Annotated in this window: 21 protein-coding genes; 9 read left to right on the top strand and 12 right to left on the bottom strand. The window is 55.0% G+C overall.

All coding sequences use genetic code 11. The annotated features are described in order from the left end of the window. Positions 1-84 precede the first annotated feature (84 nt). Together gltB and F3J26_RS16955 are read left to right on the top strand one after the other, a co-directional pair. Positions 85-4,545: a glutamate synthase large subunit gene (gltB, locus tag F3J26_RS16960; protein ID WP_166995000.1), complete on the top strand. Its 4,461-nt coding sequence runs from the start codon at positions 85-87 to the stop codon at positions 4,543-4,545. A 9-nt stretch (positions 4,546-4,554) separates the two neighbouring features. Continuing rightward, on the top strand, positions 4,555-5,973 hold the full coding sequence (locus F3J26_RS16955; protein WP_008454857.1) for a glutamate synthase small subunit: 1,419 nt from the start codon (positions 4,555-4,557) through the stop codon (positions 5,971-5,973). An 80-nt stretch (positions 5,974-6,053) separates the two neighbouring features. On the opposite strand, the gene sspB is transcribed toward F3J26_RS16955, so the two are convergent. The 5 genes from sspB to zapE all read right to left on the bottom strand — a co-directional run bounded on the left by sspB (position 6,054) and on the right by zapE (position 9,711). Next, positions 6,054-6,554 carry a ClpXP protease specificity-enhancing factor gene (gene sspB / locus F3J26_RS16950; RefSeq protein ID WP_166877734.1) on the bottom strand — a complete coding sequence of 167 codons (501 nt, stop codon included), beginning with the start codon at positions 6,552-6,554 and terminating at the stop codon, positions 6,054-6,056. A gap of 3 nt (positions 6,555-6,557) precedes the next feature. Further along, complete coding sequence (gene sspA, locus F3J26_RS16945) at positions 6,558-7,199, bottom strand: stringent starvation protein SspA (RefSeq protein ID WP_008454872.1); 642 nt, start codon at positions 7,197-7,199, stop codon at positions 6,558-6,560. 323 nt (positions 7,200-7,522) lie between these two features. After that, complete coding sequence (gene rpsI, locus F3J26_RS16940) at positions 7,523-7,915, bottom strand: 30S ribosomal protein S9 (RefSeq protein ID WP_000829818.1); 393 nt, start codon at positions 7,913-7,915, stop codon at positions 7,523-7,525. Between the two features lie 15 nt (positions 7,916-7,930). Beyond that, the gene (gene rplM / locus F3J26_RS16935) at positions 7,931-8,359 is read right to left on the bottom strand and encodes a 50S ribosomal protein L13 (RefSeq protein WP_008454874.1); all 429 of its coding nucleotides are present in this window, start codon (positions 8,357-8,359) and stop codon (positions 7,931-7,933) included. Between the two features lie 227 nt (positions 8,360-8,586). Then, positions 8,587-9,711, bottom strand: coding sequence for a cell division protein ZapE (zapE, locus tag F3J26_RS16930; protein WP_166994998.1), 1,125 nt, complete (start codon positions 9,709-9,711; stop codon positions 8,587-8,589). Positions 9,712-9,887: 176 nt separating this feature from the next. Between zapE and zapG the strand changes: the two genes are divergently transcribed. From zapG to degS, 3 genes are all read left to right on the top strand, one after another. Then, entirely contained in the window at positions 9,888-10,286 is a 399-nt protein-coding gene (gene zapG / locus F3J26_RS16925; protein ID WP_008454880.1) for a Z-ring associated protein ZapG, read from the top strand. A 174-nt stretch (positions 10,287-10,460) separates the two neighbouring features. Then, complete coding sequence (degQ, locus tag F3J26_RS16920; protein WP_166877728.1) at positions 10,461-11,831, top strand: serine endoprotease DegQ; 1,371 nt, start codon at positions 10,461-10,463, stop codon at positions 11,829-11,831. Positions 11,832-11,919: 88 nt separating this feature from the next. Further along, positions 11,920-12,987, top strand: a complete 1,068-nt coding sequence (gene degS, locus F3J26_RS16915) for an outer membrane-stress sensor serine endopeptidase DegS (RefSeq protein ID WP_008454882.1) — start codon at positions 11,920-11,922, stop codon at positions 12,985-12,987. A 57-nt stretch (positions 12,988-13,044) separates the two neighbouring features. Here degS and mdh read toward each other — a convergent pair whose 3' ends face one another. Next, the gene (gene mdh, locus F3J26_RS16910; protein ID WP_008454883.1) at positions 13,045-13,980 is read right to left on the bottom strand and encodes a malate dehydrogenase; all 936 of its coding nucleotides are present in this window, start codon (positions 13,978-13,980) and stop codon (positions 13,045-13,047) included. A 488-nt stretch (positions 13,981-14,468) separates the two neighbouring features. Between mdh and argR the strand changes: the two genes are divergently transcribed. From argR to yhcN (F3J26_RS16895), 3 genes are all read left to right on the top strand, one after another. Then, complete coding sequence (gene argR / locus F3J26_RS16905) at positions 14,469-14,939, top strand: transcriptional regulator ArgR (RefSeq protein WP_008454885.1); 471 nt, start codon at positions 14,469-14,471, stop codon at positions 14,937-14,939. Between the two features lie 369 nt (positions 14,940-15,308). Beyond that, entirely contained in the window at positions 15,309-15,572 is a 264-nt protein-coding gene (gene yhcN, locus F3J26_RS16900; RefSeq protein ID WP_008454886.1) for a peroxide/acid stress response protein YhcN, read from the top strand. A gap of 124 nt (positions 15,573-15,696) precedes the next feature. Continuing rightward, complete coding sequence (yhcN, locus tag F3J26_RS16895) at positions 15,697-15,963, top strand: peroxide/acid stress response protein YhcN (protein WP_166994996.1); 267 nt, start codon at positions 15,697-15,699, stop codon at positions 15,961-15,963. 71 nt (positions 15,964-16,034) lie between these two features. Here the strand turns inward: yhcN (F3J26_RS16895) and F3J26_RS16890 are convergent, their stop codons facing one another. From F3J26_RS16890 to aaeX, 5 genes are all read right to left on the bottom strand, one after another. Further along, positions 16,035-16,307, bottom strand: coding sequence for a barstar family protein (locus F3J26_RS16890; protein ID WP_008454888.1), 273 nt, complete (start codon positions 16,305-16,307; stop codon positions 16,035-16,037). Between the two features lie 35 nt (positions 16,308-16,342). Beyond that, positions 16,343-17,797 (bottom strand): NAD-dependent succinate-semialdehyde dehydrogenase, encoded by a 1,455-nt coding sequence (locus F3J26_RS16885; RefSeq protein ID WP_166994994.1) that lies wholly within the window; start codon positions 17,795-17,797, stop codon positions 16,343-16,345. A 98-nt stretch (positions 17,798-17,895) separates the two neighbouring features. After that, complete coding sequence (gene aaeB / locus F3J26_RS16880) at positions 17,896-19,857, bottom strand: p-hydroxybenzoic acid efflux pump subunit AaeB (protein ID WP_166994992.1); 1,962 nt, start codon at positions 19,855-19,857, stop codon at positions 17,896-17,898. Between the two features lie 10 nt (positions 19,858-19,867). Continuing rightward, complete coding sequence (aaeA, locus tag F3J26_RS16875; protein WP_008454891.1) at positions 19,868-20,800, bottom strand: p-hydroxybenzoic acid efflux pump subunit AaeA; 933 nt, start codon at positions 20,798-20,800, stop codon at positions 19,868-19,870. 7 nt (positions 20,801-20,807) lie between these two features. Beyond that, positions 20,808-21,011 carry a p-hydroxybenzoic acid efflux pump operon protein AaeX gene (aaeX, locus tag F3J26_RS16870; RefSeq protein ID WP_008454892.1) on the bottom strand — a complete coding sequence of 68 codons (204 nt, stop codon included), beginning with the start codon at positions 21,009-21,011 and terminating at the stop codon, positions 20,808-20,810. A gap of 177 nt (positions 21,012-21,188) precedes the next feature. Between aaeX and aaeR the strand changes: the two genes are divergently transcribed. Further along, positions 21,189-22,136: an HTH-type transcriptional activator AaeR gene (gene aaeR, locus F3J26_RS16865; protein ID WP_034807694.1), complete on the top strand. Its 948-nt coding sequence runs from the start codon at positions 21,189-21,191 to the stop codon at positions 22,134-22,136. Positions 22,137-22,153: 17 nt separating this feature from the next. Here aaeR and tldD read toward each other — a convergent pair whose 3' ends face one another. Continuing rightward, positions 22,154-23,599 carry a metalloprotease TldD gene (gene tldD / locus F3J26_RS16860; RefSeq protein ID WP_166877719.1) on the bottom strand — a complete coding sequence of 482 codons (1,446 nt, stop codon included), beginning with the start codon at positions 23,597-23,599 and terminating at the stop codon, positions 22,154-22,156. Positions 23,600-23,659: the final 60 nt, after the last annotated feature.

Here is a 23,659-nt window from a genome sequence, read left to right as displayed (position 1 = left end):
ATGCGCAAACCCCGTCGCCATGCCCTTGCTGCGTCCACGCGCAAACGGTTGGGAGTAACGTAGAGCCTGGGGAGGTTCACTGATATGTTGTACGATAAATCCCTTGAGAAGGATAACTGTGGTTTCGGCCTGATCGCCCACATAGAAGGCGAACCTAGCCACAAGGTAGTGCGTACCGCTATTCACGCGCTAGCCCGCATGCAGCACCGTGGTGCCATCCTTGCCGACGGTAAAACCGGCGACGGTTGTGGCCTGCTACTGCAAAAACCCGATCGTTTCTTCCGCATTGTTGCAGAAGAACGCCAGTGGCGTTTGGCCAAGAACTATGCCGTTGGCATGATTTTCCTGAACCAGGATGACGCGCTTGCCCGCGCCAGCCGCCGCATTGTTGAAGAAGAGCTGCAAAACGAAACCCTGTCTATTGTTGGCTGGCGTGAAGTGCCGGTGAACAAGGACGTGCTCGGTGAAATCGCCCTCTCCTCTCTGCCACGTATTGAACAAATATTCGTTAACGCCCCGGCGGGCTGGCGCCCTCGTGATATGGAACGCCGCCTGTTTATCGCCCGTCGCCGTATCGAAAAACGTATCCAGGAAGATAAAGACTTCTATATCTGCAGCCTGTCTAACCTGGTGAACATTTATAAAGGTCTGTGTATGCCGGCTGACCTGCCGCGCTTCTACCTGGACCTGGCGGACCTGCGCCTGGAATCGGCCATTTGCCTGTTCCACCAGCGCTTCTCCACCAACACAGTGCCACGCTGGCCGCTGGCTCAGCCGTTCCGCTATCTGGCGCACAACGGCGAAATCAACACCATCACCGGTAACCGCCAGTGGGCGCGCGCCCGTACCTATAAATTCCAGACGCCGCTGATCCCCGATCTGCACGACGCTGCGCCGTTCGTGAACGAAACCGGCTCCGACTCCAGCTCCATGGATAACATGCTTGAGCTGCTGCTGGCCGGCGGGATGGATATCGTACGCGCCATGCGTCTGCTGGTTCCGCCTGCATGGCAGAACAACCCGAACATGGATCCCGAGCTGCGCGCCTTCTTTGACTTTAACTCCATGCACATGGAGCCGTGGGATGGCCCGGCCGGGATCGTGATGTCTGACGGACGTTTCGCCGCCTGTAACCTGGACCGTAACGGCCTGCGTCCGGCGCGCTACGTGATCACCAAAGACAAGCTCATCACCTGCGCCTCTGAAGTCGGAATCTGGGACTACCAGCCGGATGAAGTGGTAGAGAAAGGCCGCGTTGGCCCGGGTGAGCTGATGGTTATCGACACCCGTGTCGGGCGTATTCTGCACTCCGCTGAAACCGATGCCGAGCTGAAAAGCCGCCATCCGTATAAAGAGTGGATGGAGAACAACGTTCGCCGCCTGGTGCCGTTTGAAGACCTGCCGGATGAAAAAGTAGGTTCGCGGGAGCTGGACGACGATACGCTTGCCAGCTATCAGAAACAGTTTAACTACAGCAGCGAAGAGCTGGATTCAGTGATCCGCGTGCTGGGCGAGAATGGCCAGGAAGCCGTGGGTTCAATGGGCGATGACACCCCATTTGCCGTGCTTTCCAGCCAGCCACGCATTATTTACGATTACTTCCGCCAGCAGTTTGCGCAGGTGACCAACCCGCCAATCGATCCGCTGCGTGAAGCGCACGTTATGTCCCTGGCCACCAGCATTGGCCGTGAAATGAACGTCTTCTGCGAGGCAGAAGGCCAGGCACACCGCCTGAGCTTTAAATCGCCGATTCTGCTGTGGTCTGATTTCCAGCAGCTCACCACGCTGGAAGAGGAACACTATCGCGCCGATACGCTCGACATCACCTATGACGTGACCGAGAAGTCGCTGCACGAAACGGTGATGGCGCTGTGCGACGAAGCTGAACGCATGGTTCGGAATGGCACCGTCTTGCTGGTGTTGTCCGACCGTAATATTGCGAAAAATCGCCTGCCGGTTCCGGCCCCGATGGCCGTAGGCGCCATCCAGACTCGCCTCGTTGAGAAGAGCCTGCGCTGCGATGCCAACATCATTGTTGAAACCGCCAGCGCCCGCGATCCGCACCACTTCGCCGTGCTGCTGGGCTTCGGTGCGACCGCTATCTACCCGTATCTCGCCTATGAAACCCTGGCGAAGCTGGTCGACAACGGCGCCATCGATAAAAACTACCGCACGGTGATGCAAAACTACCGCAACGGCATCAACAAAGGGCTGTACAAGATCATGTCCAAAATGGGCATCTCGACTATCGCCTCTTACCGTTGCTCTAAGCTGTTCGAAGCGGTGGGTCTGCATAAAGAAGTGTCCGAGCTTTGCTTCCAGGGCGCGGTCAGCCGCATCGGCGGGGCAGGCTTCGGCGACTTCCAGCAGGATCTGCTGAACCTGTCCAAACGCGCCTGGCTGGTACGTAAGCCGTTGGATCAGGGTGGCCAGCTGAAATTCGTTCACGGCGGGGAATACCACGCCTATAACCCGGACGTAGTGCAGACGCTGCAAAAAGCGGTGCAAAGCGGCGAGTACAGCGACTATCAGCAATACGCGAAACTGGTTAACGAGCGCCCGGTCGCCACGCTGCGCGATATGCTTGCGCTGAATCCGCAGGACGAGTCCGTCAAAATTGAAGACGTTGAGCCAGCGACCGAGCTGTTCAAACGCTTCGATACCGCGGCAATGTCCATCGGCGCTCTGAGCCCGGAAGCACACGAATCCCTGGCTGAAGCGATGAACAGAATCGGCGGGAACTCTAACTCCGGCGAAGGCGGTGAAGATCCGGCGCGCTACGGCACCAATAAAGTGTCCCGTATCAAGCAGGTTGCTTCCGGCCGCTTCGGGGTGACGCCTGCCTACCTGGTCAACGCCGACGTTATCCAGATTAAAGTTGCGCAAGGCGCGAAGCCGGGCGAAGGCGGTCAGCTACCGGGCGATAAAGTGACGCCTTATATCGCCAAGCTGCGCTACTCCGTGCCGGGCGTGACGCTGATTTCCCCTCCGCCTCACCACGATATTTACTCTATCGAGGATCTGGCGCAGCTGATTTTTGACCTGAAGCAGGTTAACCCGAAGGCGATGATTTCCGTGAAGCTGGTTTCCGAACCGGGCGTCGGCACCATCGCAACGGGCGTAGCCAAAGCCTATGCGGACCTGATTACTATTGCTGGCTACGACGGCGGCACTGGGGCAAGTCCACTGTCATCCGTGAAATACGCGGGCTGCCCGTGGGAACTTGGTCTGGTGGAAACCCAGCAGGCACTGGTGGCTAACGGCCTGCGCCATAAGATTCGTCTGCAGGTGGACGGTGGCCTGAAAACCGGCCTCGACATCATCAAGGCAGCAATTCTTGGGGCAGAAAGCTTCGGTTTCGGTACCGGGCCAATGGTTGCGCTGGGCTGTAAATACCTACGAATTTGTCACCTGAACAACTGCGCTACCGGCGTGGCAACTCAGGATGACAAACTGCGTAAAAACCATTACCACGGCCTGCCGTTCAAAGTGACCAACTACTTTGAATTCATCGCCCGCGAAACCCGAGAACTGATGGCGCTGCTGGGCGTGAAACGTCTGGTTGATTTGATTGGCCGTACCGACCTGCTGAAAGAGCTGGACGGGTTTACGGCGAAGCAGCAGAAGCTGGATCTCTCTGCCCTGCTGAAAACGGCTGAACCGATGCCGGGCAAAGCGGTGTACTGCACCGAGCATAACCCGCCGTTCGATAAGGGCGACCTTAACGCACAGCTGCTGAACCAGGCACAGGCGTATGTGGACGACAAGCAGAGTAAAACGTTCTGGTTTGATATTCGCAACACCGACCGTTCGATTGGAGCTTCTCTCTCCGGCTACATTGCCCAGCAACATGGCGATCAAGGCCTGGCGTCTGACCCAATCAAGGCGCACTTTAACGGTACCGCAGGCCAGAGCTTCGGCGTCTGGAACGCGGGCGGCGTTGAGCTGCACCTGACCGGCGATGCCAACGACTATGTCGGTAAAGGTATGGCGGGCGGGCTGATTTCTCTGCGTCCACCGGTAGGCTCAGCCTTCCGTAGCCACGAAGCGACCATTATCGGCAACACCTGCCTGTATGGCGCCACCGGCGGGAAGATGTATGCCGCAGGCCGTGCAGGCGAGCGTTTCGCGGTGCGTAACTCCGGGGCGATTACCGTGGTTGAAGGCATCGGTGATAACGGCTGTGAATACATGACCGGCGGTATCGTCTGTATTCTGGGCAAAACGGGGGTTAATTTCGGGGCTGGTATGACGGGCGGCTTCGCCTACGTACTGGACGAAGACGGTGAATTCCGCAAACGCGTGAACCCGGAACTGGTTGAATTACTGAATGTGGAAGAGCTGGCGATTCATGAAGAGCACCTGCGAGGCATGATCACCGAACACGTTCAGCTGACCGGCTCCCAGCGCGGCGAAGAAATCCTGGCCAAGTGGCCGGCATTCGCCTCGAAATTCACCCTGGTTAAACCGAAGTCCAGTGATGTTAAAGCATTGTTGGGTCACCGCAGTCGTTCCGCAGCTGAGCTGCGGGTGCAGGCGCAGTAAGAGGTCACGATGAGTCAAAACGTTTATCAATTTATCGACTTGCAGCGCGTTGATCCGCCGAAGAAGCCGCTGAAGATCCGCAAAATTGAATTTGTGGAAATCTACGAGCCGTTCTCTGAGGGGCAGGCCAAGGCTCAGGCCGACCGCTGCCTCTCCTGCGGCAACCCGTACTGCGAGTGGAAGTGCCCGGTTCATAACTACATTCCAAACTGGCTGAAACTGGCCAATGAGGGGCGCATTATTGAGGCAGCCGAGCTGTCTCACCAGACCAACAGCCTGCCGGAAGTCTGCGGCCGCGTTTGCCCGCAGGACCGCCTTTGCGAAGGCTCCTGTACGCTGAACGACGAGTTCGGGGCGGTGACTATCGGTAACATCGAGCGCTATATCAACGATAAAGCGATTGAGATGGGCTGGAAGCCGGACCTGACCGGCGTGAAGCAAACCGGTAAACGCGTGGCTATCATCGGGGCAGGCCCTGCCGGGCTTGCCTGTGCCGACGTTCTGGCACGTAACGGCGTGAAGGCGGTGGTTTACGACCGACACCCAGAAATCGGCGGTCTGCTGACCTTCGGTATTCCAGCCTTTAAGCTGGAAAAAGAGGTGATGACCAAGCGTCGCGAAATCTTCAGCGGGATGGGGATTGAATTCAAACTCAATACCGAAGTGGGCCGCGATGTGCAGATGGACGAGCTGCTGAGCGAATACGATTCCGTGTTCCTGGGCGTCGGCACCTATCAGTCGATGCGCGGTGGTCTCGAAAATGAAGACGCGCCTGGCGTGTATGACGCCCTGCCGTTCCTCATCGCCAATACCAAGCAGATCATGGGCTTCGGCGAAACAGCTGAAGAGCCGTATGTCAGCATGGAAGGTAAACGCGTTGTCGTGCTGGGCGGCGGGGACACCGCTATGGACTGCGTGCGTACTTCAGTGCGCCAGGGTGCAACCCACGTGACCTGTGCCTACCGTCGTGACGAAGAAAATATGCCGGGCTCTAAACGCGAAGTGAAAAACGCGCGCGAAGAAGGCGTGGAGTTCCAGTTCAATCTGCAGCCGCTGGGCGTGGAAATTAACGCAAATGGCCGGGTGTGCGGTGTGAAAGTGGCCCGTACCGAGCTGGGTGCGCCGGATGCGAATGGCCGTCGTCGCCCGGAGATCGTCGCCGGCTCCGAGCACGTATTGCCTGCCGATGCGGTGGTAATGGCCTTCGGTTTCCGCCCTCACAGCATGACCTGGCTGGAGCAGCACAGCGTTGAGCTGGACAGCCAGGGGCGTATTCTCGCACCAGAAGCTAGCGAGAACGCTTTCCAGACCAGCAACCCGAAAATCTTCGCCGGTGGCGATGCGGTTCGCGGTTCCGATCTGGTGGTCACCGCTATTGCTGAAGGGCGCAAAGCCGCAGACGGGATCCTGAACTTCCTCGAAGTATAAGCGTTAAAATCTGGCGGCTCAGGCTGCCAGATTGCGCCGAATCCTCCATAAAAAAAGCCAGTCTTTCGACTGGCTTTTTGTTATTTCACCACGCGCAGTGCGGGGCGACCACCGCGAGGCGGCGGCGGATCGTCATCCGGGTTATTGTCATCATCGCCGTGATCCGGGCGATCGCCGTCAATAACCTGCATAACTGTTTCAGTCTCACCGATAACGGGCTGGTCATCGTTGTGGCTTTCAGCGTCTTCATCATAGCCCGCTTCCGGCTCAAACATGGTGCCCGCGCCATTTTCACGTGCATAGATAGCCAGCACGGCAGCCATAGGTACGTTAACCTGGCGAGGTACGCCGCCGAAACGCGCGTTAAAGCGCACTTCGTCATTGGCCAGCTCCAGATTCCCTACGGCTCGCGGGGCGATGTTCAGCACAATTTGCCCGTCACGCGCATACTCCATCGGAACCTGTACGCCCGGTAGTGTGATATCTACCACCAGATGCGGCGTGAGCTGGTTATCCAGCAGCCACTCATAAAAGGCCCGCAGCAGATAAGGACGGCGCGGCGACAGCTGCGACATATCCATCAATTAGCCTCGGGTCTGCAGACGCATTTCGCGCTCAGGTTCGGTCAAAGAGGCCAGGAAGGAGTCACGCTCGAAGACGCGGGTCATGTACCCTTTCATCTCTTTGGAGCCCGCACCTGTCAGCTCAATGCCCATCTGCGGCAAGCGCCACAGCAGCGGAGCCAGATAGCAGTCGACCAGGCTGAACTCGTCGCTCAGGAAGAAAGGCTTCTGGGTAAAGACCGGGGCGATACTCAACAGCTCTTCACGCAGCTGCTTACGAGCGGCTTCCGCTTCCTGCGCTGAGCCGTTCATCACCACGTTCATCAACGAATACCAGTCTTTCTCAATGCGGTGCATGTACAGACGGCTTTCACCACGCGCAACCGGATAAACCGGCATCAAAGGTGGGTGCGGGAAACGCTCATCAAGGTATTCCATGATGATGCGGGATTCCCACAGCGTCAGCTCGCGGTCAACCAGGGTCGGTACGCTGTGATTGGGGTTGAGGTCAATCAGATCCTGAGGCAGGTTATCCGTTTCCACATGCTCAATTTCAACGCTAACACCTTTCTCAGCCAGGACGATACGGACCTGGTGGCTGTAGATGTCAGTAGGACCGGAAAACAGCGTCATCACCGAACGTTTGTTGGCAGCGACAGCCATGAAAACCTCCAAGTTTATCCAGAAAATTACTGCTAATAGCCGCAAGCGGCGACTAACCTGACCGTTATTACCCAATGCTTCGCCGAAACATCGCTGACGCCTTATCAGGGCGAAAACAACTGGATGCCGACATTTGGGCAGAAAATTGGATGATAGTTTACCAGATTTTACTGGTTTTGTGGTGGTCGTATATCGAATTTGCCTGAAAGGCAAATAATTTCAAAATGTTAGAAGCAATAATATAAATTACAGGCATAAAAAAACCCGGTACCAGGACCGGGCTTTTTGCCAACTGTCTTGCTGCCTGAACAGGCAGAGAACAATTAACGTTTGGAGAACTGAGGACGACGACGTGCTTTACGCAGACCGACTTTCTTACGTTCAACCTGACGAGCATCACGGGTAACGAAGCCAGCTTTACGCAGCTCGGAACGCAGGGACTCATCGTACTCCATCAGAGCGCGGGTGATACCGTGACGGATCGCACCAGCCTGACCAGAGATACCACCACCTTTAACGGTGATGTACAGATCCAGTTTCTCAACCATGTCGACCAGTTCCAGCGGCTGACGAACTACCATGCGGGCAGTTTCACGACCGAAGTACTGTTCCAGAGAACGTTGGTTGATAACGATTTTGCCGTTGCCCGGTTTGATAAACACGCGAGCTGCGGAACTTTTGCGGCGACCAGTGCCGTAGTATTGATTTTCAGCCATTGCCTATAATCCCGATTAAATGTCCAGAACTTGCGGTTGCTGTGCCGCGTGGTTGTGCTCGGTGCCCGCGTAAACTTTCAGTTTACGGAACATTGCACGACCCAGCGGGCCCTTTGGCAGCATGCCTTTAACCGCGATTTCAATCACACGCTCAGGACGGCGGGCAATCATCTCTTCAAAGGTCGCTTGTTTGATACCACCGATGTGGCCGGTGTGGTGGTAGTACACTTTGTCAGTACGCTTGTTGCCGGTTACAGCAACTTTGTCAGCGTTCAGAACGATGATGTAATCACCAGTATCAACGTGCGGAGTGTATTCCGCTTTGTGCTTACCGCGCAGACGGCGAGCCAGTTCAGTAGCCAGACGACCTAAGGTCTTACCTTCAGCATCAACGACATACCAGTCGCGCTGTACAGTTTCTGGTTTAGCTGTAAAAGTTTTCATTAAAAGCTTACCCAATATATAGTTACACGTTGGTGAACACCCAAACGTTTAAAATCAGTCGAGGTTCACGCGACATTGTCCAGCAAACCTACCCCTTCGAATAGCCTATGCCGGCACGACAAAAGTTTTGGGAAAAAAACTTTGGTTGTAACGTGGGGTCGCAAGATTATAGAGAAGTCGACCTCAAAGATCGACCACAATTTGTCGTTGATATCACATATTCATCGTCACGGCAGATGAGGCCGGCGTAAATACTCTTCACTTTGCATTTCCTGCAGCCTGGAAAGACAACGCTGGAACTCAAACTTAAGCCTTTCCCCTTGATAAATATTGAATAGCTCGGTCTCAGCAGACACCACCAGCTTGACGTGGCGCTCATAGAATTCGTCCACCATAGCGATAAAACGGCGAGCCTCACTCTCCATCAACGTTGTCATCACCGTTACATTAAACAGCAGGACGGTGTGGAACTGGCGCGAAAGCGCGATGTAATCATGTTGGCTGCGCGCGTCCACGCATAGCGTGTTGAAATCGATAGCCAGCGTCTGGTTTGCGGCCCCCATCGTCACCATTGGCCGATGGTTGATTTCCAGTACCGGCGCCCCTTCGCGCTTTGCCCCGGCCAGAGCGACATAAAGCTTTTCCATTTGCAGCGCGGAGTCTGCATTCAGCGGTGACAGCCAAAGGTGCGCCTGAGTCAGCGTTCTCAGGCGGTAATCAATCCCGGCATCCACGTTCATCACGTCGCAATAGCGTTTGATTGCTTCGATGGCGGGTAAGAACCGCGCGCGCTGCAGCCCATTGCGGTACAAATCATCCGGCGGGATGTTCGAGGTGGCCACCAGCGTGATGCCTCGCGCAAAAAGCGCTTTCATTAATGTACCCAGCAGCATGGCATCGGTGATATCAGAGACAAAAAATTCGTCGAAGCACAGCACATCCGTTTCGGCCTTAAAGCCGTCAGCAATAATTTCCAGCGGATCCGTGTGGCCCTGCCGCTGCGCCAGCTCTTCGTGAACCCGAAGCATAAAGCGGTGAAAGTGCAGCCTGAGTTTGCGCTCTCCCGGCAAACTCTGAAAAAACATATCCATCAGCCAGGTTTTACCTCGCCCCACGCCTCCCCACATATACAAACCCCGGGCGGGCTCCTGCCCGGCCTGAACCTCTTTTTTACCGAACAGCTTGCCGAACTTAGTCAGCAACCCACCGGCAGGCGCGGGCGTAGGTGCAACGGACAATGCTTGCCAGATAGCGTCCAGGCGCATAATCGCTTCGCGCTGCACATCATCAGGTTGAAAACTGCCTTCTGCCAGGGCCTGCTGGTAGCGCGATGCAGGAGAGAGATTTTGCATGGTATTATTATCTTCCCTTTATAATCGGATAGCCGTTAACTGCCTTTTTCGAACCGGTTGTCCAAAAAAAGGCCGTTCTACCCTAAGCGATGCAGCGTCAGGATTCCACTTCTCTTAGGTTAACGGTTATAGTGGCTACATTACCCTACGGAATCACAAGATAACGGGAGAAGTTCATGACTTGGGAATATGCGCTTATTGGGTTAGTAGTGGGCCTTATTATCGGCGCCGTAGCCATGCGTTTCGGCAATCGTAAGCTGCGCCAACAGCAAGCTCTGCAGTATGAGCTGGAAAAAAACAAAGCGGAGCTTGAAGAGTACCGCGAAGAGTTAGTCAGCCATTTTGCCCGCAGCGCCGAGCTGCTGGATAACATGGCGCACGATTATCGCCAGCTGTATCAGCACATGGCAAAAAGCTCCAGCAGCCTGCTGCCGGAGATGACAGCGGAAGCCAATCCGTTCCGTAACCGTCTTGCCGAGTCTGAAGCCGGGAACGATCAGGCGCCAGTTCAGATGCCGCGCGATTATTCAGACGGTGCTTCCGGCCTGCTTCGCGCCGGTGCAAAACGCGATTAATCCCTGTTTTAGCTTTTCCGGGGCACAGTTCAGGTGCCCCATCCATTCCTGACCCAGCTATCATTTAATTATCTTGTGCTTTCTTATTACGCCATTGTGAGTCGATTGATCTTTCAATAACATCAATTGCGTGAGTGGGCATTCCTTTTTCCAGGTGACGAGAGCCAGCATCCAATGAAGAAACAAACACGGCTGTTGAATGCATTAGCGTTAAGCGTCGCTCTGACGCTCGGCGTATCCCCTCTGGCAAGCGCGTCACTGCCTTCCCAGGTTCCAGGCCAGCCGGCTTTGCCAAGCCTTGCGCCGATGCTGGAAAAAGTCTTACCGGCGGTCGTCAGCGTACAGGTTGAAGGCACCGCCTCAGCGTCCAGCCAGAAAGTGCCGGAAGAGTTCAAAAAATTCTACGGCGATGAAGCCCCCTCCGACACACCTCAACAGTTTGAAGGCTTGGGTTCCGGCGTCATCATCAACGCCGCAAAAGGCTATGTCCTGACCAACAATCATGTGATTAATCAGGCACAGAAAATCAGCGTGCAGCTGAATGACGGGCGTGAATTTGATGCCAAACTGATTGGCGGGGACGATCAGAGCGACATCGCGCTACTTCAGTTGCAAAACGCAACCGGGCTTACCGAAATCAAAGTGGCCGACTCTGACAAGCTCAAAGTGGGTGATTTTGCGGTTGCGGTGGGTAACCCATTTGGCCTCGGTCAAACAGCGACTTCCGGCATCGTTTCCGCACTGGGCCGCAGCGGCCTGAACCTTGAAGGTCTGGAAAACTTTATTCAAACAGATGCTTCAATCAACCGTGGTAACTCCGGCGGCGCGCTGCTCAACCTGAACGGCGAACTGATTGGCATCAACACTGCGATTCTTGCTCCCGCAGGCGGCAGCGTAGGGATTGGTTTTGCTATCCCGAGCAATATGGCCCAAACCCTCGCTAAACAGCTGATGGAATTTGGTGAAATCAAACGTGGCCTGCTGGGAATCAAAGGCATGGAGATGAACGCCGACATCGCCAAAGCGTTTAACCTTTCCACCCAGCGCGGTGCCTTTGTCAGTGAAGTTCTGCCTCAGTCAGGGTCGGCAAAAGCGGGCGTTAAAGCCGGGGATATCATCACCAGCCTGAACGGTAACCCGCTGAGCAGTTTCGCCGAATTACGAGCGAAAATTGCCACAACCGAGCCCGGCACCGTGGTGAAACTGGGCTTGCTGCGCGACGGCAAACCACTGGAAGTGAGCGTGACGCTGGACAAGAGCACCGCCTCTTCCGCAAGCGCAGAAATGATCCTGCCGGCGCTGCAGGGTGCCACGCTAAGCGATGGGCAACTGAAGGACGGCGGCAAGGGCATTCGTCTGGATAACGTGGATAAAGGCACGCCTGCGGCTCAGGTTGGTCTGCACAAAGACGATATCATCGTCGGCATTAACCGTGAGCGAATTCATACCATCGCCGAAATGCGCAAAGTGCTGGAAACCAAGCCTGCGGTCATTGCGCTGCATGTTGTTCGCGGCGAACAGAGCCTCTATTTGCTGTTGCGTTAACGGAAGCAGAGAAACGGACATCGTCTGTACGATGTCCGTCCAACTCATGCTATTCTGCGGTCGATCTCTCACTTATTAACTCAAACTCATGTTTCTAAAGATCTTACGTTCGGTGATCATTGGGCTGATTGTTGCGGGGCTGCTGCTGCTCGCGATGCCGTCGTTACGCAAAGCCGTGGGCCCACTTGCGCCTGCACAATATGACAGCACCGACGAAACGCCGATGAGCTTTAATCCGGCCGTGCGCCGCGCTGCCCCGGCGGTAGTGAACGTATACAATCGCAGCGTCGGCAATAACGGCCAAAACCAGCTTCAAATCAAGACGCTCGGCTCCGGCGTTATCATGGACGGACGCGGCTACATCATTACCAATAAACACGTGATCAACGATGCCGAGCAAATCATCGTTGCGCTCCAGGACGGGCGAGTGTTTGAAGCCCTGCTTATTGGGTCCGATAGCCTGACCGACCTGGCTGTGCTGAAAATCAACGCCACCAACCTGCCGATCATTCCTATTAACGGCAAGCGCCAGCCCCATATTGGCGATGTGGTCATGGCCATCGGTAACCCTTACAACCTGGGGCAGACGGTCACGCAGGGCATTATCAGCGCGACCGGCCGCATCGGCCTGAGCCCTTCGGGCCGACAGTCGTTCCTGCAAACTGACGCCTCAATTAACCGCGGTAACTCCGGCGGGGCGCTGGTGAATTCGCTCGGGGAACTGATGGGCATCAACACCCTGTCGTTTGACAAGAGCAATGACGGCGAAACGCCGGAAGGGATTGGTTTTGCGATACCAACCCAACTGGCGACCAAAATAATGGATAAGCTCATCCGCGATGGCCGGGTTATTCGAGGCTACATCGGCATTGGCGGCAGAGAAATCACCCCGCTGCATGGCCCTTCCACCGGCATCGATCAGCTGCAAGGGATTATCGTTAATGCTGTATCCCCGGACGGCCCGGCAGCTCAGGCTGGTATTCAGGTTAACGACGTGATTATCTCGGTTAACCACAAACCGGCTATCTCGGCGCTGGAAACCATGGACCAGGTGGCGGAAATTCGCCCGGGCTCGGTGATTCCGGTCGAGGTCATGCGTGAAGACAAGAAACTCACGCTGCAGGTCACCGTGCAGGAATACCCCGCCGGAAGCTAAACGGCAGACATAAAAAAACCGGAACCTGAGTTCCGGTTTTTTTTATTCAGGCGTCGATTACTTAACGAATTCTTCGCCCAGTTGGATATCTTTCTTCAGGGTATCCAGCATGCCTTCCATCGCGTTTTTCTCAAATGCGCTGAGGGTGCCGATAGCTTTACGCTCAACGATACCATTTTTACCCAGCAGCAGCGGCTGGGAGAAGAAACGTGCGTGCTCGCCGTCGCCTTCAACGTAAGCGCATTCCACAACGTTGCTTTCGCCTTTCAAAGCGCGAACCAGAGACAGACCGAAACGAGCCGCAGCCTGGCCCATAGACAGCGTTGCGGACCCGCCACCGGCTTTCGCTTCAACCACTTCAGTACCCGCGTTCTGGATACGTTTGGTCAGGTCAGCGACTTCCTGCTCGGTGAAGCTCACGCCAGGGATCTGGGACAGCAGCGGCAGAATGGTTACGCCAGAGTGGCCGCCAATCACCGGGACTTCGATATCCGTTGGCTGCTTGCCTTTCAGCTCGGCAACAAAGGTGTTGGAGCGGATGATATCCAGCGTAGTGACGCCGAACAGTTTGTTCTTATCGTAAACGCCCGCTTTTTTCAGCACTTCTGCGGCAATCGCCACGGTGGTGTTTACCGGGTTGGTAATAATACCGATGCAAGCTTTAGGGGCGGTTTTCGCCACTTGCTCGATCAGGTTTTTCACAATACCCGCGTTCACGTTGAACAGGTCGGAACGATCCATACCTGGTTTACGTGCAACACCTGCGGAGATCAGCACCACATCTGCACCCACCAGCGCAGGGGTAGCATCTTCGCCGGAGAAACCTTTGATTTTCACGTCAGTCGGGATATGACTCAGATCCACCGCAACCCCTGGGGTTACTGGCGCAATGTCATACAGAGAGAGTTCTGAGCCTGAAGGCAGTTGGGTCTTAAGTAGAAGGGCAAGCGCCTGGCCGATACCGCCAGCTGCGCCGAGGACTGCAACTTTCATCCTAAACTCCTTATTATGGTTAGCAAAATCGTGCCGTAACTCCATGCGGTGGCGACCATAATCCAGAGAGGAGATAATTACAATCTTCCCGCCGCCAGATTGCGATATAAAGCAATCACCGACCGCGTTGCTGCTGCATTTACTCGCCGGGAGGAACGACGCCATAGCGCCCGGTCACGACCTGATGTGGTTACATCAACGGCGGTTACATTACCCCTCCGCGCACACCAAAACAACATCATTTTGATAACATTTAATTTACTTTGAAGCTTATTTGCGAGTCGTGACACAGGCATGTTCGCCGATAACGAAATTTGATAAAATCGCCCGCTTTCATAACATTATTTCAGGCTGATCTCCGCCGGATGATTCTCCCACGCTATTCAGGCCGCCGTAAAATCAGGCACCTGAAGGAAGATGAACAATTTGCATAAAAATTCATTTAAATGCATAATAATGTTATCTCTTTTACCCAGGATAGGTTATTTATGCGTAACTCCTCAAAACAAGAAGAATTAGTAAAGGCTTTCAAAGCATTACTTAAAGAAGAGAAATTCAGCTCACAGGGCGAGATAGTTCAGGCGTTACAAAACGACGGCTTCGAAAACATCAACCAATCCAAAGTGTCCCGCATGCTGACCAAATTCGGCGCGGTAAGAACGCGTAATGCAAAAATGGAAATGGTCTACTGCCTGCCTGCCGAGCTGGGCGTCCCGACGACCTCCAGCCCGCTAAAAAACCTGGTTCTGGATATCGACTATAACGACGCCGTCGTAGTGATCCATACCAGCCCTGGCGCCGCACAGCTCATTGCTCGCCTGCTGGACTCACTGGGAAAAGCGGAGGGTATTCTGGGCACCATTGCCGGGGACGACACTATTTTCACCACGCCAGCCAATAACTTCACGGTGAAAGAGCTGTACGAAGCCATCCTGGTGCTGTTCGAACAAGAGCTGTAATCACTCCCCCTCTTCTCAGCCCGCCGTCACGACGCGGCGGGCCTCTCAGTCGGTAATCTTCCGTAAATAAACCTCAATCCAGCGTATGGAATTGCTTCAATACCATTCCACAGGGCATTGTTCTGCGTGTTACCGCACAAATAGTCAAATTCACCCATATCTATGATTTTACTTATATTTAACAAAAAAGCCGTGATAAAAACGTCTTTTTAATAACTATCAGGAATAAAAAATCATTACGTTAATTTAAAGTTGCATAGGCAACAATTAGCAGGGTATTAATTTTTCCCGTAACTAGTGTATACTTGATTTCGTGATGAGGGTCACAGAACGATGACCCAACCAAAAGAATACGACGAGGAAAAAACCATGAACATGAAAGCCACTTTAGTTACCGCCAGCCTGCTCTCCGCTCTGTCATTCGGCGTTTTCGCCGCTGACTCTATCGACGCTCAGCAAGCGCAGAATCGCCAGTCACTGGGTACCGTTTCCGTTGATGACATCGGCAGTTCTCCGATGGATATGCACGAGATGCTGAACCAGAAAGCAGAGCAAAACGGCGCTTCCGCTTATCGCGTGATCGAAGCACGCACCGGTGGACACTGGCACGCAACGGCAGAACTGTACAAATAAGCGTTCTTAGCCCTAAGCCAGTTGAATAGAGTTGAGTAGAAACGTTAAGCCTCGGCGGCCCCAAGTAGAAAAATCGCGATTAAGCCCTTCCGGCCGCCACGTTAAACCTTCAGGAGTAAAGACTATGAAAACCAAATTAACTATCGCCGCACTGAGCCTGCTGTCCGTTATCTCTTTAGGCGCTAGCGCTGCCGCACACCAGATCAACAGCGAACAAGCTCAAGGCCTGCAATCCATGGGTTCCATTTCTGTAAGCCAGGTCGGCAGCGCACCAATGGATATGCGTCAGGAATTGTCCCAGAAAGCCACAGAACAAGGTGCCTCTGCTTACCGCGTGATTGAAGCCCGTAGCGGCGATAACTGGCACGCAACTGCAGAGCTGTACAAATAAACCCTCGTCGTACTTGTCCTACGACTTTGCCCCCGCTCGCCGGGGGCTTTTTTATGGCCGCTGATCAAACGCTAGCCGTGAATGTTAAAGCGGAGCTGGCCTTCCAGTTCTTCTTCTGCCTCGTCAAAAAGCAGAATGAGCGCCCCGAACCTGCGCCGCTTGCTCTCCGGCAAATGCGCAAATTCGATCTCCACGGGCAGCGGTAACATTGACGCCGTGACCACGTCCCACAGGCTATCCAGGTCGTGAACCTGCTCTTTGCGTAGCGCGAGTTGCTCCGCAAACTGGCGATAGAAAGCCAGGTTGTCCTCGATGTGGTTAAAATCAAAAGTAAATTTTTTCATCGCTGCCGCCCCGACTCTTTTAAGCAAGCGCTGAGCTAAAGCCCGCCGATATGTAGCGTTTTCACTTCAAGGAACTCGTCCAGCCCCAGCACGGAGCCTTCACGCCCTAACCCCGACTCTTTCACGCCGCCGAAGGGCCCCAGTTCCGTAGAAACAGCACATTCATTGATCCCAACCATGCCACTTTCCAGAGCCTGAGAGACGCGGAAAACGCGCTGTAAATTCTGGGTATAGAAATAGGCCGCCAGCCCAAATGGCGTATTGTTGGCTCTTTCGATGACCTCTTCTTCCGTTTCAAAGCGGAAGCAGGCCGCAAGGGGGCCAAACGTCTCTTCCCTGGCCAGTTTCATATCATCGTTAGCGTTGATGATAACGGTGGGCTGCCAGAAATTGCCGCCCAGCGCATGGGGCTTGCCGCCGACAAGCGCTTTCCCACCTTTCGCCAGCGCGTCATCAACATGCTCTCGTACTTTTTCCACCGCAGATTGCTCAATCAGCGGCCCGACAATCACGCCCTCTTCCAGGCCGTTGCCTACTTTCAGCTTCCCAACCTCTGCAGCAAGCTTATTCACAAAACTGTCGTACACATTTTGCTGGATGAAGAAACGGTTAACGCTGACGCAAACCTGGCCAGCATTACGGAATTTGTTAGCAATGGCACCTTTTACCGCCGCGTCAATATCCGCGTCATCAAACACGATATAAGGCGCATTTCCCCCCAGCTCCATCGACACTTTTTTCATCGTTTCTGCGGCATTGCGCATCAGCGTTTTGCCCACCGCCGTTGAACCCGTGAAGGAGATTTTGCGCACCTGATGGCTGGCCATAATGGCATCGCTAATTTCCTGGGTTTTCCCGGCCACGGCATTCAATACGCCGTCCGGCACGCCGGCCTGCTTCGCCAGTTCCAGCAAAGCAAAAGCGGAAAGAGGCGTGTTATTCGCGGGCTTTATCACTCCGGTACAGCCAGCGGCCAGAGCAGGCCCGAGCTTGCGGGTCAGCATCGCCATGGGGAAATTCCACGGCGTGATTGCCGCGACTACGCCGACGGGTTCACGCGTGGCCAGAATGCGAGAACCGGGCTTAACCGGAGGAATAATCTCGCCGTTGGCGCGTTTGCCCTGTTCAGCAAACCACTGAATGAAGCTGGCGGCGTAATCCACTTCACCCTCAGCCTCTTTGAGCGGTTTCCCCTGCTCAAGGGTCATTAACCGGGCGAGCCAGCTTTTGTTCGCCAGCATCAGTTCAAACCAACGGTAGAGAATTTCAGATCGCTGTTTGGCGGTTTTCGCCCGCCAGGCGGGGAAAGCTTTGCTGGCGGCCTCAATCGCGGCGTCGGTTTCTCGTTTGCCGGCTCTTGCCACTCTGGCCACTATTTCTCCCGTAGCAGGATTCAGCACATCAAAAGTGTCTTCGAGCGAATGCCACTTGCCTGCGACCAGATAGCCGGTTTTAAAGAGCTCACTTTGCGGGAGTGTCTGATTCGTCATAATAGCTCCTGTTCATAAGTGTTCATCCCATGGACCGCAGTTAAGTATAGATAGAAAAAAGCCGACGCAGGCGTCGGCTCTTCAGGCTAAGGTTGGGCTCAGGCGTTAATCAGCGTATGCCGGTAGCGATGTAAAATGTCCGCCAGCCGCTTCACCGGCTCGGTGACCTGCCGCGGCGCTTCCCACAGGCGAAGTTTCTCTTGATAGATTTCCAGCTCGCCTAAAAGGCTTTCGTAATAGCGCTCTCGCTTATCATCACTGCTGGCAGAAATCACCTTATCCGCCGTTTTACGCAACTGCCGGTGGAAGGCAGAGAGATCGTCATTGACCGGGATAGGCGCATCGCGCAGGCGTTGATGCGCGATGATTAGCGTCAGCGCAAGGCGATAACGATCTATGTCGCCAGGGAACATGTTCAACAGTAAAAACAGCTGCTGATACAGCGCCGGAAGGTGGTTCTCTTTCCGCCGGGCATTATTGGTCGTCAGCGCCGATACCGCAGCGGAGACAAACTGGTTCAGTAGCGTGCGGCCCGTGCGCTCTTTCGAATTATCTCGGATCAGCAGGATCACCATCATGGCCAGGAAACAACCGACGATCTGCCCCAGCGCGCTGTCGAGGAAGCTGCTGAAATGGAAAGTCATCGGGTTATCCAGCACGATAATATTTATCGTCCCGGCCAGCGCCCCCATAGAACCCAGCCGCCGCTTCTGCACCTCAATGCCCATAAAGAAACCCAGCAGGGCAAGGCTGATACACAGCAGCAGCATACTCTGCTGCGTGGACGGCAGCACCACAAGGAAGTAGAACGCGCCGAGCGGCAGCGCCACCAGCATGCCATACAGGAAGTCGAGCGAAACCATGCGCGGGTTAGGCAGGCGCATTGCCAGCGCCGTCACCACCGCAATCATCACCATCGCGCCGCTACCGGATGTCCAGCCGGTCCAGAGCCAGAACAGGCTTCCAAGCACGCAGGAAATCGTCGTGCGCCAGAAGTTAATCATCGCGTGGTGGCCCTCGGCGGATTCCACCTTCACCACCGCTTCACCGTTCAGCACTTCTTCTTCAATCGCGCTCACGCGGCTATTACTGATAAACCCGCGCTTCAGCAACAGATAGCGGGTCGAGGCGGAAACCCAGGATCCGATGGTTATCGGTGTGGCCTTTTCGCCCATCGCAGATATCGCTCGGCGCAGCAATTTCATCCGCTTATAAACGTCGTCGGCGGTTTCCACTTCGACGGCAAAAAGCTGGCGGAATTCTGGCGTGACGTATTCGGGCCGGGTGTTTTGAATCAGGAAAGTTTCACAGGCCTGGGTGATCAGCGTCAGCGAAAGGGTGTTGATCGCTTTCAGGCGTCGGTTGGCCTTCGCCCAGCGGGCGGATTCCATATTCAGGTTGGCACGCATGCCGTTCAGCGCGGTGACTTTACGCACCAGCCCGCTCCAGGCTTTATCCACCTCTTCTTTGTCGCCGTGGGCAATACAAAGCTGCATCAGGCGGTATTGGTCCACCAGCAGGTTATCCAGTTCCCGGTCAATCTCCTGCTTGATGGAACGCGGAGAAAACAGCAGGTCGGCGACGATGGCACACACAATCCCGATAACGATTTCGCTACAGCGTTCAACGGCAAACTGCGGCGTAGTGAGCGGAGCAACCTGAATAGTGACCACAATAATCAGCGCAGTGTAGCCCGCGAGGCCCCAGGCGTAGGAGTTTTCGACGCGAACAAGCGAGGAGATCCAGGTACAGAATCCGGCCCAGATACAGCACACCAGCAGCATGACAACCGGGGCACGGATCAGCGTGATAATGATGACCAGCGCGGCCGCACAGCCAATAAATGTCCCGATAATGCGCAGCATCCCGCGGTAGCGTATGGCCCCGGAATAAGGCTCTCCTCCAGCGGCAAAGGCTGGCCCGGCGGCCACAATCGCGGCGGTCAGCACCGCCCAGCGCGGCGTTTCCAGCTCAAAGTGAAAACCGACAAACACCGCCAGAACAATGGCGAAAGCGAGCTTTATCGCAAAGCGGACGTGCAGCCTGGAAATGTTATACATAGCGGCCTGCTTAACCGAACTCGCGCAGACGATGCATCAGCTTAATAAAGGCTGAGTCATTCTCCGCTTTGCGGTCTTTTTCTCCCGTCACAACGACGGTGGCCGTTGTCCCGGCGGGATACAGATTCCCCATCTGTTCATCAAGGCGGATTCTGACCGGCACACGCTGAGCAAGGCGCACCCACTCAAGGTTGGAGTCGACCGTTGCCATGCCTTTTGAATCGCTGGTACTGCTGGCGTTTGTCACTCCGGCAGAGATGCTGTCGACGCTGCCGCGCAGCACGCGGTTACTGCCAAGCGGCGTGATCTGTACGCGATAGCCCGGACGAATTCCTTCCAGTTTGGTTTCTTCCATGTAGGCCAGAATGTAGAACGAATTCTGTTTCACCAGCGCGACGGACGCCGCGCCGCGGTTAATAAATTCCCCGGTGTGCACGTTAAGGTTGGTTACCCAGCCGTCCGCTGGGGCACGAATGACCGTGCGCTGCAGGTCTAGTTTGGCCAGATCGCGCGTCGCCTGGGCTTTATCTAGTTGATGAAGAACGGTTTGCAGCGAGTTGTTGGACTGATCAATCTCTTCGCGCGACATGGCCTGAATGCCAAGGGAGTTACGCCGTCCGGCTTCACGACGTTTTTCAGAGGACAGCGCCTGGTAATAAGCCACGTCTGCTTCGGCCTGCTCGAGCGCTTTCTGGTAGCGCGGCTGGTCGATGGTGAACAGCACCTGGTCTTTTTTCACCAGTTGGTTGTCCTGAACGTTCACGCTGGTAATAAGCCCGGACACGTCCGGCGCAATGGCAACAACGTCAGCGGTGAAACGCGCGTCTCGTGTCCACGGGGATTCGGTGTAAAACACCCACGCACGGAAGATAGCGATGAAGGCCAGCAGCACCAGCAAAAGCGTGATAGCGGTACGGGTTATGTTTCTTGTTAGTATTTTCACATCAACCTCAAACGAACAAACGCGAAATCAGATAAAAAAGGCAGCAATAGAGCGCTGTATTGAATAATGCAGGGTGCCAGACAAAATCATAAATGCCGGTTGGGGTCAGCAGCCGACGCGCCAGCCAGAACGCGGCGAGCGACAGAATTAATTCGAAGAATATCGGCGGAAAGGAAAGACCGAATATTACGATAACCGGAAATAGACTCATTTTGACCTTGATAAGATAATGCAGGCGATACATAACTCGACGACAAACCGCGACGGAGAGGCCAGAAAAGGCGGGCGAGCGTGCGGTATGAGTTATGTTAATAATAATATATTAACGTAACTGTTACCCTGTTATCTATAATGTGTGATCTAAATCACTTTTCACTCAGAGTGAACAATGGAACGACTGAAACGTATGTCGGTGTTTGCCAAAGTCGTTGAACTTGGCTCCTACACCGCTGCCGCAAGGCAGCTACAAATGAGCGTCTCTTCCATCAGCCAGATCGTGTCCAAGCTGGAAGATGAGCTACAGGTTAAGCTGCTTAACCGCAGCACCCGCAGCATTGGCCTGACCGAAGCCGGTAAAATTTATTATCAAGGCTGCCGCAAAATGCTGCACGAAGCACAGGAAGTCCACGAGCAGCTTTACGCCTTTAACAACACGCCTATCGGCACGCTGCGCATCGGTAGCTCTTCAACTATGGCACAGAATGTTCTCGCCGACATGACCGCCGAAATGCTGCGTGAACATCCCGGCCTGACCGTCAACCTGGTCACCGGCATACCGGCACCTGACCTGATTGCCGATGGTCTTGATTTGGTCATTCGCGTCGGCGCTTTGCAGGATTCTAGCCTGTTTTCCCGCAGGCTGGGGTCAATGCCAATGGTGGTTTGTGCCGCCAAAAGCTATCTGCACATTCACGGTACGCCGGAAAAACCGGCTGATTTGGCTAACCATTCATGGCTGGAATACAGCATCCGGCCGGATAACGAATTTGAGCTGATTGCGCCCGAAGGGATCTCGACCCGCCTGTTGCCGCAGGGCCGCTTTGTCACCAACGATCCGATGACGCTCAGCCGGTGGCTGAAAGCCGGGGCAGGTATTGGCTATGCGCCGCTGATGTGGGTGATCGACGAGATCAATAGCGGACAGCTGGAGATCCTGTTCCCACGCTATCAGTCCGATCCCCGTCCTGTGTACGCGCTGTATACCGAAAAAGACAAACTGCCGCTGAAGGTGCAGGTATGTATTAACTATCTGACGAACTATTTTGTGAAGGTAGCGGAGCTTTATCAGGGCGTGCAGGGCAGGAACGGGAAGGCAAAACAAACGGGCCGGAGCTAGTCCGGCCTCATATTAACTCAGGCAGTGCCGCCCACGGTCAGGTTATCAACCTTCAGGGTTGGCTGGCCGACGCCAACCGGCAGGCTTTGGCCTTCTTTACCGCAGACGCCGACGCCGTTATCCAGCGCCAGATCGTTCCCAACCATCGAAATTTGCTGCATGGTTTCGATGCCGGACCCAATCAGCGTGGCGCCTTTCACTGCCCTGGTCACCTTCCCTTTTTCAATCAGGTAGGCTTCCGAGGTGGAGAACACAAACTTGCCGGAGGTGATGTCTACCTGACCACCGCCGAAGTTTGGCGCGAAGATGCCGTAATCCACGGACTCGATAATCTCCTGCGGCGTGGATTTCCCGGCCAGCATGTAGGTGTTGGTCATGCGCGGCATCGGCAGGTGGGCATAGGACTCACGGCGACCGTTCCCGGTAGGCGCCACGCCCATCAGGCGGGCATTGAGCTTGTCCTGCATATAGCCTTTAAGAATGCCGTTTTCGATCAGCACGTTGTATTGACCCGGCACGCCTTCGTCATCAATAGAGACGGAACCACGGCGGTTAGCCATCGTGCCATCATCCACCACGGTACAGAGTTCGGAGGCCACCAGCTGGCCCATCTGGCCGCTGAAGACCGAAGTCCCGCGACGGTTAAAGTCGCCTTCCAGACCGTGCCCGACCGCTTCGTGCAGCAGCACGCCTGGCCAGCCTGCGCCCAGTACCACCGGAAGCATTCCCGCCGGAGCAGCAACGGCGGACAAATTAACCATCGCCATGCGCACGGCTTCTTTCGCCCAGGCATCAGCCCGCACTTCGCCGTTCACGCTTTCCAGGAAATACTCATAGCCAAAACGACCGCCGCCGCCGCTTGCACCGCGCTCGCGCTTGCCGTCTTCCTCAACCTGAACGCTAACCGACAGGCGCACCAGAGGGCGAACATCAGCCGCCAGCGTCCCGTCCGTGGCCGCAACCAGGATCAATTCATACACGCCGGTCAGGCTGGCGCTAACTTCCTGCACTCGGGCATCCGCGGCGCGCGCAACGCTGTCCACGCGTCTCAGGATGTCGAGCTTCTCTTCACGCGTCATGCTTAGCAGCGGATCGGCGCTGGTATAAAGCGCACTATGCGGAACGTTACCCAGCGTACGGGCGCGTCCGTCGCCCTGCTCACGAACGATGCTGCGGGCCGCATGAGCGCTTTGCTCCAGCGCTTGCAAAGTAATTTGATCGGCATAGGCAAACCCGGTTTTCTCACCGCTAACCGCACGAACGCCAACGCCCTGATCGATATTCCATGAACCGTCTTTAATAATGCGGTCTTCCAGCACCCAGGATTCATGATAGCTGGACTGGAAATAGAGATCGCCGTAGTCGAGACGGCGCTCGGACAGCTGCCCGAGAATGGAAAACAGATCTTGATGGGTTAAGCCATTCGCAGACAGCAACTGCTCACTTACCAGGTTAAGACTCATCGTTTCGCTACTCTTATTGCTTATCGCCCGTTTGGCGAGGAATGGTTTATTTATGGAGCT

Origin of the sequence: Enterobacter sp. Ap-867 (assembly GCF_011752855.1) — a bacterium.
Lineage (GTDB): Bacteria > Pseudomonadota > Gammaproteobacteria > Enterobacterales > Enterobacteriaceae > Cedecea.
Note: the sequence above shows the minus strand (reverse complement) of the source record. Positions and strands in the feature narration are given on the sequence as shown.